General features: G+C 38.6%; 17 protein-coding genes. 8 read left to right on the forward strand and 9 right to left on the reverse strand.

Annotation, left to right across the window (positions count from 1 at the left end; translation table 11 throughout):
* Positions 1-66 precede the first annotated feature (66 nt).
* Both QA584_RS23990 and QA584_RS23995 read left to right on the forward strand, forming a co-directional pair.
* Positions 67-1599, forward strand: a complete 1533-nt coding sequence (locus QA584_RS23990; RefSeq protein WP_278271630.1) for an ATP-binding protein — start codon at positions 67-69, stop codon at positions 1597-1599.
* Positions 1596-2300, forward strand: coding sequence for a response regulator transcription factor (locus tag QA584_RS23995; RefSeq protein WP_278271631.1), 705 nt, complete (start codon positions 1596-1598; stop codon positions 2298-2300). Before QA584_RS23990 ends, QA584_RS23995 begins: the two co-directional genes overlap by 4 nt.
* 190 nt (positions 2301-2490) lie before the next feature.
* Here the strand turns inward: QA584_RS23995 and QA584_RS24000 are convergent, their stop codons facing one another.
* Positions 2491-3351 (reverse strand): Ig-like domain-containing protein, encoded by an 861-nt coding sequence (locus QA584_RS24000; RefSeq protein WP_278271632.1) that lies wholly within the window; start codon positions 3349-3351, stop codon positions 2491-2493.
* Between the two features lie 234 nt (positions 3352-3585).
* Between QA584_RS24000 and QA584_RS24005 the strand changes: the two genes are divergently transcribed.
* Positions 3586-5754 (forward strand): serine hydrolase domain-containing protein, encoded by a 2169-nt coding sequence (locus tag QA584_RS24005; protein WP_278271633.1) that lies wholly within the window; start codon positions 3586-3588, stop codon positions 5752-5754.
* Between the two features lie 77 nt (positions 5755-5831).
* On the opposite strand, the gene QA584_RS24010 is transcribed toward QA584_RS24005, so the two are convergent.
* A complete protein-coding gene (locus tag QA584_RS24010; protein WP_278271634.1) occupies positions 5832-6434 on the reverse strand; it encodes a nitroreductase family protein in 603 nt (200 codons plus the stop codon).
* A gap of 733 nt (positions 6435-7167) precedes the next feature.
* Between QA584_RS24010 and QA584_RS24015 the strand changes: the two genes are divergently transcribed.
* The 3 genes from QA584_RS24015 (at position 7168) to QA584_RS24025 (ending at position 8912) form a co-directional block, all read left to right on the forward strand.
* On the forward strand, positions 7168-7539 hold the full coding sequence (locus QA584_RS24015; protein ID WP_278271635.1) for a demethoxyubiquinone hydroxylase family protein: 372 nt from the start codon (positions 7168-7170) through the stop codon (positions 7537-7539).
* Between the two features lie 23 nt (positions 7540-7562).
* Positions 7563-8378: a family 1 encapsulin nanocompartment shell protein gene (locus QA584_RS24020; RefSeq protein WP_278271636.1), complete on the forward strand. Its 816-nt coding sequence runs from the start codon at positions 7563-7565 to the stop codon at positions 8376-8378.
* Between the two features lie 159 nt (positions 8379-8537).
* On the forward strand, positions 8538-8912 hold the full coding sequence (locus tag QA584_RS24025; RefSeq protein ID WP_278271637.1) for a desulfoferrodoxin: 375 nt from the start codon (positions 8538-8540) through the stop codon (positions 8910-8912).
* Positions 8913-8993: 81 nt separating this feature from the next.
* Here the strand turns inward: QA584_RS24025 and QA584_RS24030 are convergent, their stop codons facing one another.
* From QA584_RS24030 to QA584_RS24050, 5 genes are all read right to left on the reverse strand, one after another.
* Positions 8994-10847, reverse strand: coding sequence for a carbohydrate-binding domain-containing protein (locus QA584_RS24030; RefSeq protein ID WP_278271638.1), 1854 nt, complete (start codon positions 10845-10847; stop codon positions 8994-8996).
* 23 nt (positions 10848-10870) lie between these two features.
* Entirely contained in the window at positions 10871-11536 is a 666-nt protein-coding gene (locus QA584_RS24035) for a DUF4956 domain-containing protein (RefSeq protein ID WP_278271639.1), read from the reverse strand.
* A complete protein-coding gene (locus QA584_RS24040) occupies positions 11529-12263 on the reverse strand; it encodes a polyphosphate polymerase domain-containing protein (RefSeq protein WP_278271640.1) in 735 nt (244 codons plus the stop codon). The genes QA584_RS24035 and QA584_RS24040 overlap by 8 nt, the downstream gene beginning before the upstream one ends.
* Positions 12264-12698: 435 nt before the next feature.
* Entirely contained in the window at positions 12699-13928 is a 1230-nt protein-coding gene (locus QA584_RS24045; RefSeq protein ID WP_278271641.1) for a sensor histidine kinase, read from the reverse strand.
* Complete coding sequence (locus tag QA584_RS24050; RefSeq protein ID WP_278271642.1) at positions 13925-14599, reverse strand: response regulator transcription factor; 675 nt, start codon at positions 14597-14599, stop codon at positions 13925-13927. Before QA584_RS24050 ends, QA584_RS24045 begins: the two co-directional genes overlap by 4 nt.
* Before the next feature lie 376 nt (positions 14600-14975).
* On the opposite strand from QA584_RS24050, the gene QA584_RS24055 reads away from it, so the two are divergent.
* Positions 14976-16133 (forward strand): IS91 family transposase, encoded by a 1158-nt coding sequence (locus QA584_RS24055; protein ID WP_278271643.1) that lies wholly within the window; start codon positions 14976-14978, stop codon positions 16131-16133.
* 55 nt (positions 16134-16188) lie between these two features.
* Complete coding sequence (locus QA584_RS24060) at positions 16189-16368, forward strand: hypothetical protein (protein ID WP_278271644.1); 180 nt, start codon at positions 16189-16191, stop codon at positions 16366-16368.
* Positions 16369-16682: 314 nt separating this feature from the next.
* Here the strand turns inward: QA584_RS24060 and QA584_RS24065 are convergent, their stop codons facing one another.
* On the reverse strand, positions 16683-17849 hold the full coding sequence (locus QA584_RS24065) for an IS110 family transposase (RefSeq protein WP_278271556.1): 1167 nt from the start codon (positions 17847-17849) through the stop codon (positions 16683-16685).
* 330 nt (positions 17850-18179) lie between these two features.
* Entirely contained in the window at positions 18180-18785 is a 606-nt protein-coding gene (locus QA584_RS24070) for an FMN-dependent NADH-azoreductase (protein WP_278271645.1), read from the reverse strand.
* Positions 18786-18843: the final 58 nt, after the last annotated feature.

An 18843-nucleotide genomic window follows, 5' to 3' on the forward strand; every position in this document is an offset into this window, starting at 1 on the left:
TATTTTCTACATTCAATGTTGTATAATAATAGAGTATGCTCAATTTTTTAATGAAAGGTAATTATAATGCAAAAAGTGGATTATAAACTTTATTTCTATGACTTTGTTAAAACAATATTAATAATCACAACTGCCACTCTGATATCCTTCTTTTTTATGGAGGCTACGGATACTACTGTAAATGTTGCAATTATATATTTCCTTGCAATCATCCTGATTTCCAAAATAACTAACAGGAATTTCTGGGGTATATGTTCTTCCGCTGCCGGGGTCATCGCCATTAATTACTATTTCACCTACCCTTATAACTCCTTTGATTTTACGAGGAACGGCTATCCCCTTACCTTCCTTGGTATGCTCATAATAGCCTTTATTATATGCTCTACCATATCAGGTCTTAAAGAGCATGCAAGAAAAGCCAGTGAGAATGAGAAAAAATCAAACCGGCTAAATGATATCAATAACCGGCTGTTTTCTTTAAATGATTTAAGTCAGATTATTGAACTGGCACTAGAATATATCGGGGAATTTACAGGCAGTACCGTGATTTATTATGAGGAATCCCCCCAGCTTGGCAGTAAAGGCTATATCCGCACCTTAAATGCAGAGCATGAAAGGATTATTCACTCCCATCATGAGGAGTTTATTGCCGACTGGGTATTTCAAAATAAAAGTCCGGCAGGAATCGATACGGACTTTCCTGGTGTTTCAAGCTGCACCTATCTGCCCTTGGTATCCCATGATACCATCTGGGGGGTTATGGGAATTTTTCGGACAGGTCAGGAAAACACGGAACAAAACAGCTTATCTTCTCTTAATTTAATTCTGTCTCAGGTAGCCATCGCCATTGAGCGGCAGCACTTATCCGATAATCAGCAGTTGATATTGATTGAAACGGAAAAAGAAAAAACCAGGGCAAACCTGTTACGGGCCGTATCCCATGATCTAAGGACACCCTTAACCGGAATGATTGGTGCCAGTGAAACCATCCTCAAAAACAAGAACGTACTAAGTGAAGAGGAGCAGATTAAGTTACTGAGATTTATTTATGAAGATTCCAACTGGCTCCTTCATATGGTAGAAAATCTGCTATCCGTTACCAGAATCCGAGAAGGTAATTCCTCTGTGAATAAGGTCTTAGAACCCCTGGAGGAACTGGTAACGGAAGCCATTATGCGTATACGCAACCGATTCCCCCAGTCCAAAATACTGGTCCGGATACCGGAGGAGTTTATCATGGTGCCTGTGGATGCAACCCTAATTGAACAGGTTATCATTAATCTGCTGGAAAATGCAATTAAGTACTCGGGAAATAACAAGCCTGTCACTTTACTGGCAGTACAGGAGGAGGAGTTTATGGTTTTTCATATTGTGGATGAGGGCAAAGGAATTGATGCCGATAAAATAGAATCCATCTTCGATGGTTTTTCGCAAGCTGAGAATCCAAACAGTGATTCCAGTAAAGGTCTTGGTATCGGCTTATCTATCTGTAAAACTATTATCAATGCCCATGGCGGCAATATAAGTGTAAGAAATAATGATGGCGGAGGTGCAGTCTTTACCTTTACCTTACCGTTAGAAGGGAGTCTTAACCCATGAATAAGAAAGCATGCATCCTGGTTGTTGAGGATGAACCTGTAATTTCTAATTTTATCACTGCAACTCTTATGGCCAATGGTTATAAAGTAATTGAATGCGGTACCGGCAAGGAGGCTGTCTCCTTAATTCCCTCCCACTGCCCCGAGGTGGTCCTGTTGGATCTGGGACTTCCGGATATGGACGGGCTTTCTGTCCTAAAGGAAGTCAGACAATGGACTGGCATACCGGTTATCGTGGTATCAGCCAGAGGGGATGAAGTATCCAAAGTCGAGGCTCTGGATTTAGGTGCTGACGACTATATTACGAAACCCTTTGGGACCTCAGAACTATTAGCCAGAATCCGCACCGCCATCCGTCATAATAATAAAGCAGAATCCGTCAGCAATGGAAAAAACGACACCTTTAAAGCCAAAGGATTATTAATTGACTTTAATAAGTATCTGGTAACAGTGAACGGTGTAGAAGTCCATTTAACTCAGATCGAGTACAAATTAGTATCCCTGTTGGCCCATAATCCCGGCAAGGTACTGACCTATGATTTCATTATCACTAAGATATGGGGGCCTTTCGCTCTAAAAGATAATAAAATACTTCGGGTTAATATGGCTAATATCCGGAGAAAATTAGAGCGAAACCCTATCGATCCCGAATATATCTTTACAGAAATCGGTGTAGGTTACCGAATGATTGAAGATGATTGATACTATTTTAAATCCAACCGGCGCCATATCCCCGTGAATGCTTGTATTCCATCCTTTTCCAGGATTTTGAAACAGACTTTGAATCATTACCTGCTTCGCATTCTGTAGGTTTTTCGTATCAAATACGAAGGAGCTTTTCGTTATCGTTTATCTTAATTATAGCGAAAGGCTCCTAACGCATTTTAGCTTCCTATTTTCCGACAGAAATGGTATTCAGCAGATATTCTCCAGCCGTTGTGACATCCGGGGTTACTCCGTCACCAGTATCCGTAACGATTACTTCAAATAGATAATCGTCAATAGATAAATCATAAATAGACTGTTTTATTGTATTACCATTATAAGTTACCGTGTAGTCAGTTTTGAAAGCAGTACCAAGTGTTGATACATAATCACTTTGTTTAAAATCAGACATTACGGCATCTGGACTCGATTGTGCCAGCTGTTGTTTCATATAATCCTCTGTTACTTTTTCACTCAGCACTTCTTTGATTAAGTTATAATCCGCTTTAGGCACACCAGTTTCCGTAATATTAAGGCTCATATTGGAATACGTGGTTATTTTCTTGTCAACTACAGGATGAATCGTAAAAATAGTCGTACTGCCCTGCTGATATGCCGAATCATTTGTCCAGTCTTTTGGAATTATGTACGTAACTTTATTATATTTCTCTTCCTGTGCGGCAAAGGGTGCATTGGTAACCTTTGGGTTTACAACTTTTGCTGCCGTTACCGTAACCTTGCAGGTATATTTTTTCTTATTGACTGCTGCTGTGATTACTGTCGTTCCGACCCCTTTCGCTGTTACTTTTCCGGTGCTGCTAACGGTAGCTACTGTCTTTTTGCCGGAGGACCAGGTAACTTTCTGTTTCGTACCGGTAATCTTTAAAGTCTGGGATTTTCCGACTTCAAGAGTTATTTCTTTTTTGCTTAAATTAATTGCTGCAGCCTGAGCTACTGCTATACTGCTTACTGGCACTATGGAAGGTGACACAAGGGTGAGGACCATCATCAGTGCAAATATCCTGCAAAACTTTTTTAATTGATTCATTTTCTTTCCTCCTGGAATATTATTTAGTTAATTATTTAACCAAGGGGTATTATACCTCTAGCAAGAGTTATCTACTAGTATTATTTTCCATTATTTAGATTAAAGTTTGATTAAGACAATTGCATCCCCATTTAAGTGTGCTATAATAGCATTGGTAAATATTTGAATTCTAATACGTATTATGGGCGGCTCTTTTAGGCTGCTTTATAATAAATATTCCAGGAGGAAAACAATATGGTTAAAAAATCTTTAAAAGCCGGTCTTTCCATTGTTGTAGCTCTATCCATAGCAGTATTCCCAAACACTGCAGCCTATGCAAAAACAATGACTCTCCAGCCTCAAACTCAAAGCACCTCAGATAAAGTTATGCTGTCACAAACAGATCTTACAGCACCAATTACCACTACTACACCTGACAAAACCGATCCCTTTTCTGCTACAAAGAAACTGGCAGAAACCAAAGCTGCCACCTTAACAACACTTTACGGGGCAACCAGCGTACAATATGCACTGATTGATAACGGTAAGATTACCATATCTGATGTTGCAGGTGTTTACAGTAAAAATTCACCCATACCTTTAACTGATACCAAGATGTATGGTATCGGTTCCATCAGCAAAATCTTCACCACAGTAGCCGTGCTGCAATTGGTTGACGAAGGTCTGGTAAATCTGGATTCTCCAGTAGTGAATTACATTCCTGAATTTACTATGGCAGATCCCCGCTATAAAGACATTACGGTCCGGATGCTTTTAAATCATTCCTCCGGATTAATGGGCAGTACCCTTGGAAGTTCCATGCTGTTTGATGATAAAGATACCACTACATATGACAATTTACTAAATACCTTAAAAACTTCAAGACTAAAAGCAGACCCAGGCGAATTCTCCGTATATTGCAACGATGGATTTACTTTGGCCGAACTTCTGGTCGAAAAGGTGACGGGAAGCAGTTTTACGGATTATTTGAGGGATCACATCTCAAATCCTCTGAATCTATATAATACCAAAACTCCCCAGGATGAATTTCAGATGGATCGTTTGGCTCGGACCTACATGCCGGGCTCTAAGGTAACTCTTCCTGTAGAGACCCTGAATGCAATCGGCGCAGGCGGTATCTATTCCTCCGCAAGGAATTTGTGTGAACTCGCTACTATCTTTATGGATAATTCCACTTCCTCTGTCCTTAGTAATACTTCTGCAAAGGCAATGGAAAATAAGGAGTATCTAAGAGGCTTTTGGCCGGAAGATAAACCCTCCTCTTTTACTTATGGACTTGGCTGGGACAGTGTCAGTACCTATCCGTTTGAAGAATACGGCATCAAAGCTCTGGCTAAAAGCGGGGATTCTTTATTTTACCATGGCAATCTGATGGTACTTCCACAAGAAAACATGGCAGTCGCTGTATTATCCTCAGGGGGCTCCAGTTCTTACAATCTCGTAATGGCCCAGGAGATTTTATTATCTGCTTTAAAAGATAAAGGCGTTATTCAGGAAGTACATCCTGATAAAACTTTCACAAAACCAGTGAAAGCTCCCATGCCTTTGGAATTAAAACAATATAACGGCTTCTATGGCAGCCTCGCCGGAACCAGTAAAATTGCAATCAGTGATGACGGCATATTAACCGTCTCAAGCACCATGGTACCAGCGGCCGGCTCACAGCAGTTTATCTATACTGGTGACAACAAATTCTATTTTTCCGACGGCAGTACCTATGTTACTTTTAAACAGGCCGCAAACGGCAATACTTACCTTTATCTCTCAGGATATGCAAATCTTCCTGGTTTGGGTCAGTCTGTCTCTGAGGAAATAAGGGCTCAGAAATTAGTCTCCAATCCTATATCTGAGGAGGTAAAAGCTGCTTGGGATAAGAGAGCCGGAAAATTATATTTTGTGTTAAATGAAAGATTCTCTTCCGAATCTTATGTCGTAAGTACACCCTTTTCCGAATTTCCCGCAGAACTGGAGGGGTATATTGTAAGTAATGCGATTATTGACGCCAATACCGCCAAAGCTGATATAAAAATACCCTGTATGTATGGAAGGGATTTAAACGATTATACGTTCTATAAAGAAGAGAATACCGAATATCTTAAACTCCAGGATACTCTATTAATCTCCGAAGACGGAGTTTCTAACCTTCCTGGTTCCTCCTTTACAGTGGATATAAACGGCAGCGGTTATGCCCATTGGTATAAAATTGGAAAAGATACCGGTAACAAAAAAATAAAAGTAACACTTCCTAAGAAGTCTACCTTTGCTGTATATACAAAGGACGGTACCTGCGTATTGGATTCTTATGCGAACAAGCAGAATACCGTTACCCTGCCACAGGAGGGTTATATCGTTTTTGCCGGCGAGGTTAATTCACACTTTGCTGTTTCTTATGCTAAAAAATAAGAAGGGCTTATAGGAACATTTTATCCTAAAACAAAAAACAGGCACAACCTCTCATTATTTAAGGTTGTGCCTTATATTTATTTAAATACCTTTATTCTGGCATCCACCTCGGAAAAGGTTTTCTCACCTGGATCTGCAAGAGGCTTTCCAAAAGGCATCTGAGCTACTAGTTTCCAGTTATCCGGTATCTCCCATTCCTTAGCAACTGCGCTGTCAATCAACGGATTATAGTGCTGTAAAGAAGCTCCAAGCCCTTCGGCCTCCAACGCTGTCCAAACAACAAACTGGTGCATTGCACTGGTATGCTGTGACCATACCGGGAAATTATCTTTATACAGAGGGAAATTATCCATAAGCCCTTTTACCACATCATGATCTTCAAAGAAGAGTATCGTTCCATATCCGGAAGCCAATCCCTGGTTAACCTTTGTTTTCGTATCTTCAAACTGCTCCTCGGTTGTATATTTTTTCAGCTCCTCCAGTGTAAAATCCCATAATTTCCTGTTATTATCATGAAACAGAATAACGATTCTCGTACTCTGTGAATTAAATGCAGATGGAGTATAATAGATGGCATCTCTGACGATTTGTGTAATACGTTCTTCACTGACCGGCTTCTCACTGCTAAATCCATATCTGCTTCTTCTTCCCTTTACTGCTTCCCAAAATGAATATGACATAATATTTACCTCCTTATAAATTCTTCTTATATAAATAGTTTAGTGACAGTTTTTAGTTTACCATATACATCATAATTCCTAACTTACTTTAAACAGAGTATTAATAATATATTTTAACTGACAATAATAAATACCTTTAAGTAAACAAATATTTTTGAAACAAGGTATTAACGCTAATCTAAGTGTTTTAAGCCTTACAATATATGGTATATACATGATAATAGCATTTGATCTAAATAGATTCAAGTACTTAATTATTTTATATATACTGACATTTTTGACTTTCGGTATACAAAAGATATCTTAGTATATTTTATATAGCGTAATTAATTTAGTATGATTTATTTTAATACGGTTTATTCTTAGTGCAGTTTATTTTGTATTTTATTTTGTGCGACTATTATGTATGATTATTTTGTATGTCCATTTTATAAGACTATTTTGCACAATTACTTTGTATGTTTATTTTGAATGATTTATTTTACCCATTTCAGTATTTTCTCATCCCCTTTTGATTACAATATCATGGTATGCACCAGATTTAAGCAATCTTTGTTTGTCTTATATGCTTTGATAAAAATAAATTTACCAGACATATTACTTACCTTTGTGTGAATAAGATAAATAGATCCATAAAATTTTCTATTTTCTTTAATTTTAGGTATTGCAATTTCTCAAAAATATGTTTATAATAATAACAGTAACTATTACTATTATTGAGGAGGTTAAGAAAATGCCAGCTTTTGGAAACCCTTTTCAGGGTAATGTTGAAAGAAAAATGTCAAAAGAAGAATTAATTCAGGCTATTCGTCTTGATATTGCCGGTGAATTGGAGGCAATCTATATTTATGACGCCCATGTTCAGGCAACGGACGAAGAGATAGCCAAGAAAGTGATTGCCGATATCCGGGATGAGGAAAAAGCCCATGTCGGTGAATTAATGACACTGCTGAGGATCCTTGACCCGAAAGAAGCCGAACTGTTTTTTTCCGGCGAGGCAGAAGTAAAGGAGATGCTAGAAGATCTTGGCATCTCGGAGTCTGATTCGGTACAAGCAGATGGAGCAAAAAGCATTAAGTCGGTAGGCAGCTTAATAAATTCATAAAAAGCTTTAAAGGAGGTGCATACATGAGTTATTTATCAAGAGAAAATTCGAACTTACCTGATGAATTATGGGATCAAATCGACTCAGTTGTCGTGGGTACTGCCCGCACAAGTTTAATTGCCAGAAGATTTCTTCATATCTTTGGACCTTTGGGTGCCGGAACAGAAAGTATCCAAATCGACGATTCAGAAACCCTTAATGAGCTCTTAGAGGACGGTTTTATCACCACCAAAGGAAGAAAATATGTTGAAATACCTACCCTATATGAGGATTTTACTTTATTCGCAAAGGATTTGGAAAACAGTCGGAAATTGGGTTATCCCCTTGACTTGTCAAAAGCAGCTGCAGCTGCAGAATATTGTTCTAAGAAGGAAGACCGTTTTATCTTCTTTGGAAATGAGAACTATGGATATGAAGGCTTGCTGACTGCTTCCGGGATCAATAAGCTAAAGCGTTCCGACTGGTCTAGTGATGAACATGCTTTTCATGATATTGTAACTGGTCTTCAGATCTTTTCAGAAAAAAATATATATGGAACATATGCCTTGATATTAAGTCCTGATCTATACATGCAGTTACAAAGAATACAGCCAGGTACCGGTCTTCTTGAAATTGACCGGATCAGCAAGCTGTTTAACGGCAATGTATATTCTTCCTCAGTACTTGGTACCGGTAAGGCAGTGATGGTTTGCCCCGAAGCAAGAAATATGGATCTGGTCATCGGCCAGGATTTATCCACCGCTTATTTGGAACAAAAAGATTTGAATCACAGTTTTCGTATTTTAGAGAGTGTTCTTCTTCGAATTAAACGGAAACAGGCTGTTACTGTTTTTGAATAAAGGAATGATAATAATTATAAACTATAGAAGCTATAAACCAGAGAAGTTATTAACTATAGAAGTTTATAAACTATAGAAGTTATTAACTATAGATGTTATAAACCCTATAAGTTATAAACCATGGAATTAATATAATCATAATTAAAGGAGAAAAATAATATGGCAGAAGTAACATTTTTTCGTTGTAAACATTGTGGAAATATAGTAGCGTTAATTAATAATGGTGGTGGCACTCTTGTCTGTTGTGGAGATGAGATGACCAAATTGGAAGCAAATACTTCCGATGGTGCAAAAGAAAAACATGTACCGGAAGTGATAAAAGAAGATGGTAAAATTAAAGTTACTGTTGGCTCTATACTTCATCCCTCCTTACCGGAACACTATATCCAATGGATTGCCTTGGCAGCAGATGATAAAGTCCAATTCAAATATCTGGAACCAGGCCAGGAGCCAAAAGCAGAATTTGAAGAAGTAGAAACCGGTACGGTTTATGAATATTGCAATTTACATGGTCTTTGGAAAGCAGATTTCTAATAATATAAAACAAAAAGGCTTATATACGGACAGCAGTGGTAAGAAAGAATACCTCTGCTGTCCTTTTCTTTGTATTATTATCTAATTTGAATCTGTGCTGTTACCTGAATTATTATCTAGTTTATTCCCTGTACTTTTATCTGTATCATTTACAGTATTTTTATCGCCATTATTATTAGTATTACCGTTTTGAGAGGATGGTCTTTCTGTTCCTCGCTGTTCTCCCATTCTCGGACCTCCCATACCCTGTCCTCCGCCATTACTGGTGACAACGGAAGAGAGGGTAACTTGTGCCGTCTGATCTCCACATGTTAAGGTATAGGTTTTATCTTTTATAAGATCCGGGGTACTGATGACTACGGATTGATATTTCTTATCCGGTTTATAGGAAGCAATTACCTTATCAGTCTCATCCGTTAGCTTTATTTCCGTACCTGCAGCACTGACTTTAGTCAGATTATATAACAGAGAATACTGGGTAGAAGTATCTGAAAATCCCTGAGCCATACCGGTACTGCCTGCCGCTAGAATCGTACCACCTGTAATCACTGCAGTTCCGTTATAATCAAGAGCGCCATTACCGTTGTCGGTAGGGCCGCTTACATAGGTACTGCCCCCTGATACATAGAGATAACCGTTAGAATCGATACCATCGCCGGCAGCATTGATGTGAATTGTACCACCTTTAATGGATATATAGCAGTCCGTGTCTGCTTCAAACTCACCGCCGCCAAATCCGCCGCCAAAATTACCCTGTCCAAAATCTCTGTTTGGGTTGGTCCCCTCCGGTCTTTCAGGCATATTAGGTCTGTCTGTTTCTTCTGTTCCGGCAGTTGCACCAGTCGTTGCGTCGGATGTTTCAGCATCTGGTGCTCTCAAAGAACCGTTGGCATCTGCATCTGTATTTTTATCCGGTGCAGTATTGGATTTCGGATTAACAGTCATATCAGCATCTTTATCTGTTCTATCCATGTCACCTGGGAATTTTACACCTGCCTGATTCGAGTCCTTATTGATACCGCTGGCGGAATTTAATCCATCATCATCTGAGGTTATGTCAATTACACCATCTTCAATAAGGATAACAGTGCCCTCTATTCCTTCATTACTTTTTAGTACGGTTATCGTACCGCCCGCAACATATACATAGCCCTTTGTGGCATCTTCATCATTCTTGGACTGAATTCCATTACCTGTGTCTGCACTGAGGGTCAGTGTGCCATCTTTAATCTTCACGCAGTCTTTGCCGTTTAGGGCATCTTTTACTGCAGTAACTATTATTTTTCCTCCTGTGATAACCAGGTCATCCTTGGATACGATTCCATGCTTATAATTACCGGTTACAGTTAAGGCTCCTTCCCCGTTAATGGTTAAATCAGCCTTGGAATAAATAACTCCGTCTACATTGTTGTCATCACTTTGCACGTATACCGTGCCATCCGTCAATGAATTCGCGGTACCCGCTTTTAAGGTAATGAATACTTTATCCGCATTTTTAACATAGACGGGAGCATTATTCATACAGGTAATGGCTGCTTCGGCAAACACAATATGGACTTTGTCCGAATTTCCGGCATCCACAATGATCTGCCCGTTATCCAAGGTACCGCTTATAACATACGTACCCTCCTTGTTAATGGTAAGTGTACTGCCCTTAATGACTGCACCAGTTTCTGCGCTGTTATCAGCTGCCTCAATACTATCACCCTTTAAAGTTATATTTACTGCCGTACTTTCTTCATAGCCTACTTCCAGGTCCCTCGCTGAAAATTCCGTATCCACTACGACTTGTGAAGAGGAAGTATCACTAATTTCACTGGTTTCAGTCGTATTCTCCTGAGCCGCTTTTGCCTGATTGTTCTGACTTGTACTGCACCCGGTAAATAGCAGGGCGCTAATAGTCAGGGTAATGATATAATAGTTTAATTTTCGCATAATTTTACCTCAATCTCTTTCTATTACAATTCTTCACTGCCATAGTTAACTTTACCGCAGACGATTTCCAGGTTACCGTTTCTGCATCGGAGCTCGTCAATCAGTGTTTTTTCCTGGATGCTATCTTTTAAAACAATTCGGTAATTCAAGCGGTAGAGACTTCCCATATTGGAGGTTTTCACCTGAACCAGCTCATTTTTTCTAGTATATTTTGAAAATAGATCATCAAATATTCCGGTGTAATCCAGTCCCTCCGGTATGGTTATCCGTAGCTCCTGTTCCTTTCTTTTTGGCTCACCAAAGCTTGTAACCTGATAAAGCATGCTTACCCCTCCAAGAATAAGGACAAATATTACTGCCGCTGCCAGATATCCGGTTCCGGTTGCCAGCCCGACTGCCATTGCCATAAAAATACTATTTATTTCTCTGGCATTTCCCGGAATGGAACGGAAACGAACGAGACTGAACGCTCCCATTACGGCAATTCCCGTACCAAGATTACCGTTCACTAACATAATAACCATTTGAACAATGGCCGGCAGTAATGCAATCGTCATAATAAAGCCTTTGCTGCTGTTGTTATATAAGCTGTGTATCCAGGCAGTAACAGCTCCTAATAAAACGGAACTGATCATACAGATTAAAAATGTCTCCATGGTAAATGTATCTGATAAAATTGAATTAAGCATATAGCAATACCTCTTTTCCCTCTTCTTTGTTTTTAATAAGTAACGATTCCTGATACCCTTTTCCATACTTTGAGAAGGATACCGGGAAAATTTCCAGATCGTTTAGCAGATGGGCAAGCCATAGCGGCATGGCACCCGGAATCTTAATTTCCATCAGCTGCACTCCTTGGTCCAAAAGAGATGCTCCAAAGATACCACTCTCCAGCCATAACTCTTCTTCCCGCCAGATAATATTGCTGTCAAAGGTTATTCTTAAATTATTGTCTTCTATCCCATACAGGGCTGTCCGGTCATAGGCGATATACATTGCTGGTCTGATATCCGGATAGAAGTTTAGAAACCAGTCAATTTCCCTGTTAATCTGGGAGGTTTCCTTGTCTGTCTCTCCATCATATAAATAATGCTCTGCACTGATAAGTTCTGATTTTATCCGGCGTTTATAGACAATGCCTTTATATTTCTTCTTCAATTCAATAAATACCGTATCCATTTCAGAAGGGACACCATAACTTCTTAACCGAAGCTTTTCCTTATATACTGGTTTTTCCAGGGAAGCCTGTATCAGACGGTAATCCGGTGTGTCAAAATATATATTGCATATGGTTGTTTGTCCGAATTCGTCTTCTTCCAAATAATCCCCTAACTTAAATCTTAATAACTCATATTTCTCATAATCCAGCAGATATTTTTTTTCATATCGTTTAAACGTATCCTGGTACTGGTTCATTACAATCACTCCTGTCTTATCTGATAAAGTAATTGTAAACTACTTACTTAAAATCAACCTTAAACCTTACTTTAATTTTACTTTGACTTTACAAAAATTTAAAAACATAAAAAAACATAACCTTTGTGTGAATGAGAAAATTATGAAGCTCATATTTATCTGGGCGTCATGAACCGAAGGTCCTAATTTTTCGTGGTTGAAATCAAGCGGAAATAGGATAAAAAAAGGATACGGCTGCTGAAATTTATAAGCCTGTATCCTTTCCTATTTTATATTATAATTAACATTTTTCCTGAGAGCTGCAGTATGTCCTATGCTTCTATTTATTAACATCAACCTGAATCTTAATACGGTTGTCATAAATCCTTTGTCAATCTTTCCAAGGAGTGCAGCTCTTTTGGTTCTGAACCGAATTCCATTTTCTTTCCTTAAGCATTAGATTATCACCGTAAAACAGATGGATTTTCCATCCTCACTTTTCACCGAAATCTTACCATGATGAGCTTCTACAATGGATTTGGCTATGGACAACCCGATACCATAACCGCCGGTTTCTCTGGATCTGGATGAATCCTGTCTGTAAAATCGGTCGAATAAGTGATCTAAATCTTCGGTATAGATTTCCTCCGCTGTATTGAATACTTCCAGTTTGATACCTTTCTTGGCATGAGTAAGCGTTATTCTAATGATTCCATTCTGGTTAGAATACTTAACCGCATTATCCGTAAGAGTTGAGATAAGCTGGTGAATACTGCTCTCATCTCCGTGCAGAATTATGTTCGGAGTAATATCTAATATCAGATTTTTATTGTGGGTTTCGACCATTGCCTCAAAGGAACCGGCTATTTCTGTTACGGCTTTACTCATATCAAAGTCATGAAACATAAGCTTAATACTGTCTTCATCCATTTTCGACAGCATCAGCAAATTCTTCACCAGTTTATCAAGTCTTTCGGTCTGATTACGGATACTGGCAATCCATTCATTGTCTCCGCCTGTCAATTCCAGTACATCGGTATTGGCTGAAATAATAGCCAGGGGGGTTTTGATTTCATGACCCGCATCCGTAATAAACTGCTTTTGTTTTTCCATGCTGATCATAATCGGTTTGATGGTTTTTTTGGACAGAACAGAAACCAGTAGAAATACCGTAAGAAGAGTACCAACAGCCACTCCTGCCGAAATAAGCAAAAATAAGGTTGCCGTCTGCAGCTGGCTTCTGCAGTCAATGAAAATCAGCATGGAACCAGATGGTTGTTTTATAATCGCATATTTATATATTCCCTTATAACCACTGTTATTCCCGCTACTTAGTACTTTTGTGGCAAAGTTTCGCGCATCCCCGGATGCTACAGCTGCTATATGGCTGGTGTCAATCTGTTTTATTGTGCCGTCCGTATTGACATTCACAGTAAAATACCTGGTTTCAAAGGGAGTCTCCTCATTCATCTGAAATCCAAAATCCGGCTTTTTCTGGGGTGGTTTTTTTCTGTCGAACTTAGGGAAATTACCATTATTTTCAGATAATATCCGAATTGCTCCGTTTATCCGGTGATTCATCTGATAGAAATTAATGATATTGATGGAGCCAACTACTATCACCATGACTAACATTAAGGACATCATCGCAATTGTAATGAATTTGCGCTGCAGTTTCTTGATCATTTATCTTCCTCCAGTGTATATCCAACTCCTCTGACCGCTTTGATTTTCACATCGGCTTCCAAGGATTCCAGTTTTTTACGGAGATAGGAAATATAGACCCACACCACACTGATTTCTGCTTCTGAATCATATCCCCAGATCCGTTCCATAAATAACTCCGTGGATATAAGCCGCTTATGATTATTCATCAACATCTCAAGCATTTGAAATTCCTTATTGCTGAGCCTTAGGGCGATTTTATCCTTGGATAATTCATAGGTTTCTTTATTCAGCCTGATGTTTCCAAGTGTAATTACATTAGGTGTAAATTCAGCCTTACGCCTGGTCATGGCACGGACTCTGGCTAAGAGTTCTCCCATGGCAAAGGGTTTGCCAAGGTAATCATCTGCCCCGGTATCCAGTCCAAGTATCCGGTCTTCAATTTCGGTTTTGGCAGTAAGCAATAATACGGGAGTCGAAATCCCTTTTTCCCTTAAATTACTTAAAACCTTAAGTCCGTTCATTTTCGGCATCATAATATCCAGAATTATAATATCATAATTTTCCGACTGTCCATAATCCAGGGCATCCGCACCGTTATAAACCGCATCTACTGAATAGTTATTATGTTTTAAAATAGCCGTTAATGCATTTGATAATTCTTTTTCATCCTCTGCAAGTAAAATTCTCATACCCTTTCCTCCCAGGCCCTGTCACTCTGATCTTTCATTGTATTATATAAAATACTTTTACCATCTTTGGTGCTCCCTTATGCATGCTTTCTTTAAAACCATGCTAACAAAATAACCTTAAATTAACTTAAAATACATTCTGACAAGAAAAAGAACGCATTACTGTTTCTATTATAAATCATATTATCTCCAAGGCAAGTTCTTTAAATGCCCGATAGATAAAAGTGCCCATCCATAGCAGAGCGTTTTTTTATGTAATAGGGCGATTTTACTATTGCATAAAAAAGTGTCTTCGACACATCAGCTCCCCTAGCCCCTCATTCATGAGGGGAATCTGGGGGTTTCTTTTTTTGTCATTCTGCTTCATAATAGTCATATGAATATATTACAGAAGATTTTCAATGACAATTATGAAATAATTAAATATTCTCTTCATCCTCGTCATGTTGTTATGGAAAACATTGAAAAGATGATTAACTGCGGCGATCCTTCCTTTGGTGGTGCCATGTACGGCTGTTCCCATTGCGGTGAACTTAAATTCGTTCCTTTCCGCTGTCACTCCAAGTTTTGCCCTACCTGTGGCAGCAAATACTCCAACGATCGTTCTACCACGATATCTTTTAAGTTAATTCGTTGCACTCACCGCCACTGTGTTTTTACTATTGACGAAGAACTTCGTCACTTCTTTTTGGAAGACCGTTCCCTTCTTAACTGTCTTTTCCAGGCGGTCCGTAGCGTTGTTCTTGAACTGTTCCACAAGATGAACAAAAGTAAGAACTATGTTCCCGGTTTTGTCTGTGTTCTACATACTTTTGGCCGTCCTCTTGAATGGAATCCTCACATTCACTGTCTACTTACCGAAGGTGGATTCTCCGATGATGGATTCTGGCGTGTTGTAAAACATTTTAATTACTCTTATTTTAGAAAAGCTTTTCAGACCGCTCTTCTTAATGAAATGGAGAAGCATATCGGTCCATCTTTCAAAAAAACCAAGGCCGCCATCTACAAGAAAGATAAAAATGGTTTCTATGTTTACGCAAAACCAAATCTTTGTGACCCTAATACCGTTGTAAAATATATCAGTCGCTATCTTAGTCGTCCTGTTATTGCTACTTCAAGAATTGACTCCTACGATGGTGAAAATGTAACTTTTCATTATAACAAACATGAGGATAATTCTTATGTTCAGAAAACAATTCCTGTGTTAGATTTTATTAAGCTTCTTATCCAACACATCCCTGAAAAGAACTTTAAGATGACACGCTATTATGGTCTTTATGCTCGTCATCGCGAGTTAGATAAAAGCCTTACCAAAGCTGTACCCAAATCCAAACACAAGATAATTCTGGATTTTAATAAATGGCGTAACCTTATTCTTTTGTCCTTTGGTTACGATCCCTTGAAATGTCAAAAGTGCAATCATACCATGGAGTTTCTGGAACTCTACTATAACCACAAACGTGTATCTCTAGTTGAACTTTACGAAAGGGCAATGGCAAAGTTTCACTGCCGCTCCAGCGGTAAAGCTACTTGATTTTCTATCCCATCTGGTCCATACTTAAATCATTCTAAGATGGGAGGCACTACTAATGGATCCAAAACAACTAGAGGAACTCAGACAAAACTATATCAAAAATCCTCCAGAAGGAATGACAGCTAAGCTTGTTCGGAACATGACTGATTCTGATCTGCTCGACATGCATTATTTTCTTACCGAGGATGATGACCTTGATGAGGACGAATTTGAAGAAGGTTTTTATATCTTCTAGCAATATCGTCTGTTTCCTATGCCCGCTTTTAGCGGGCATATTTAATACACAGGTTCTCCGGAGGAGAACTTTCCTAATAAAGAACAAAGAGTCTGGCTCGCCAGACTCTAGCGCTGACGCACTGTCACAACAGTGACAATCTTCCTTAAGTGCGTCATGCGCATCCTGCCTGGAAGGCTTTTTTATTGCATAGACTAACTATGTCAAGTAGTTATTTTATATTAGTTTACTGTTATATAATTGTACCTTGAAAATAGCATGACAAATAAAGCACCTTGAAAGCTGCCTTGAAAAATTGATATGAGAGATAAGAACTACTTTATGTAAGCTTCATGTTTCATTTCCATACAGTAAAGAACTCTGACCAGTTTTTTTGCAACGTGGGAAACTGCAACATTATAAGGTTTTCCTTCTGCCAGTTTTTTCTGTAAGAATAAACTGAAATTAGTATCCCATTTACCAACATTTTTAGCGGCTGTATAAAGTGCGAAACGCAGGTATTTTGAGCCTCTTTTAACCATTTTGGCATGGGTAGACGTATACTGCCCAGATTGATAGATAGATGGCTCCATTCCGGCAAATGCAAGTATTTTTTCGGCATTAGAAAAATCAGAAAAATCACCTATTTCGGCATGAATGATAGCTGCAGTTGTATAAGAAATACCGGGAATCGTTATAAAAGGAGAATCTATATTTTTAACAATCTCTTTTATTCTTTTCTCAATCACTTCGGTTTGTTCCTGCAGCAGAAAAATGCGAGCTAGGGTTTGTTGTAATTCAATGGTCTGTATGCCATCGCAGGTTCCGATTGATTGTTTGGCTGCTTCTTTGATATCAATTGCTTTTTGACGACCATAGTGACCTTTTGAATGTTTTGATAAAAGGTTAGTCAAACGAGTCAGATGAGCCTTTGAAATAGCGTTAGTATTGGTGTATTCACTCATAAGGTGATAAATCGAATTAACCTGTAGTTCATGAACTATTTTCTCTAATTCGGGAAAAATGATATTCATCAACCTAGCGAACGATACTTTGAGCCTGGAGCAATCTTTTACAAGGTTAAAACGATATCTTGTTAGTGACTTTAGTTCTTTTTCATGGTATGATGCAGGTGCATAGGGCGTTAGCTTCTGTGTCATCAGCATTGATACGATTGATTGGGCGTCAGCCTTGTCCGTTTTCGTCTTTCTAAAGCTTAGACTTTTTTTGTATAGACTAGTGTGAAGCGGATTGATAATAAAAATGTGGTAGTTTTTATTAGCGAGGAAATCAGCGATATTGTTGCTATAATGACCAGTTGCTTCCAGCCCTATTTTTATTGTTTCAGGGTTATTGGTGAAGGATTGCATACGTTGAAGCAAAAGAGAAAATCCAATAAGATCATTAGAAATGGTGAAGACAGGGAAAAGAATTTCGCCGTCCGAACTGGTGATAAGACAATCGTGTTTATTCTTTGCGACATCAATGCCTACGTAAATCATAATAATAGCTCCTTTTAGTAGATTGACACTGTTGCTTATTCCACAGAACTGCCTGCTATGTAGCCTCGTGCTAATTAAAACGTCATGCGTTATCTAACTGATCAACATTTAAGCAGGCAACTGTGGTTATAGCCTATGAACAAACGTCTAAGCGTTAGGTAAGTTCGACTAATCCACAGTGCCTATAAACAGTATACACTTACTCAAGAAAAGAGTAAGGAACTAATATCAATTTAACATACGAGGTAAGTTCGAAGAAGTTTCCTATGCAATAAAAAAAGATTCAGACCATACAGTTTGAATCTTTTTCATATCTGCTTTTATATTTTATTAAAAATTCACAGCTACTTGAATTGCTTTTTCAATGGTATCCTTTAAAATTCCTTCCACATCTTCTCCGATCACATCCAATTTTTCAGCTGCTATGGTTATAAAATCATTAATACCAAAAAATCCAAAGATTGTTCTTAAATATCTATCGCCCATTTCAAATTCGGCGGCAGGACCTTCGGAATATTCTCCGCCTCTGGCGGCAATGTGAACTACTTTTTTCCCCTGGCATAAACCTACGGGACCTTGTGCCGTATATTTAAAGGTAATACCTGTTACAGAGATATAATCAATGTATGCTTTTAAGATGGCTGGAATACTTAGATTCCACAAAGGAGCGGCTACAATAATCTTATCTGCCTCCATAAACTGGTATGCATATTTTAAAATGGGATGGTTTTTGCTTTCTTCATCTTTGGGTCCGAAGATGGAATTAATATCTTGTTCCCTAAGAAAATCTATCTTCTCCTGATACAGATCCAGAGTTACTATTTCATCCTCCTGGTGTGCCTCTTCATAAGCTTTGACAAACCTATCTGAGATTTGGAATGTCCTTGATACTCCTTCGGGTTTCGCATTTGCTTTGATATATAATATCTTACTCATATTCTGTCTCCTTACTATTTATTTATAGAAATATTTTATACACTTCGTTGTATCCTAT

Origin of the sequence: Anaerocolumna sp. AGMB13025 (genome assembly GCF_029689925.1) — a bacterium.
Taxonomy (GTDB): domain Bacteria; phylum Bacillota; class Clostridia; order Lachnospirales; family Lachnospiraceae; genus Anaerocolumna.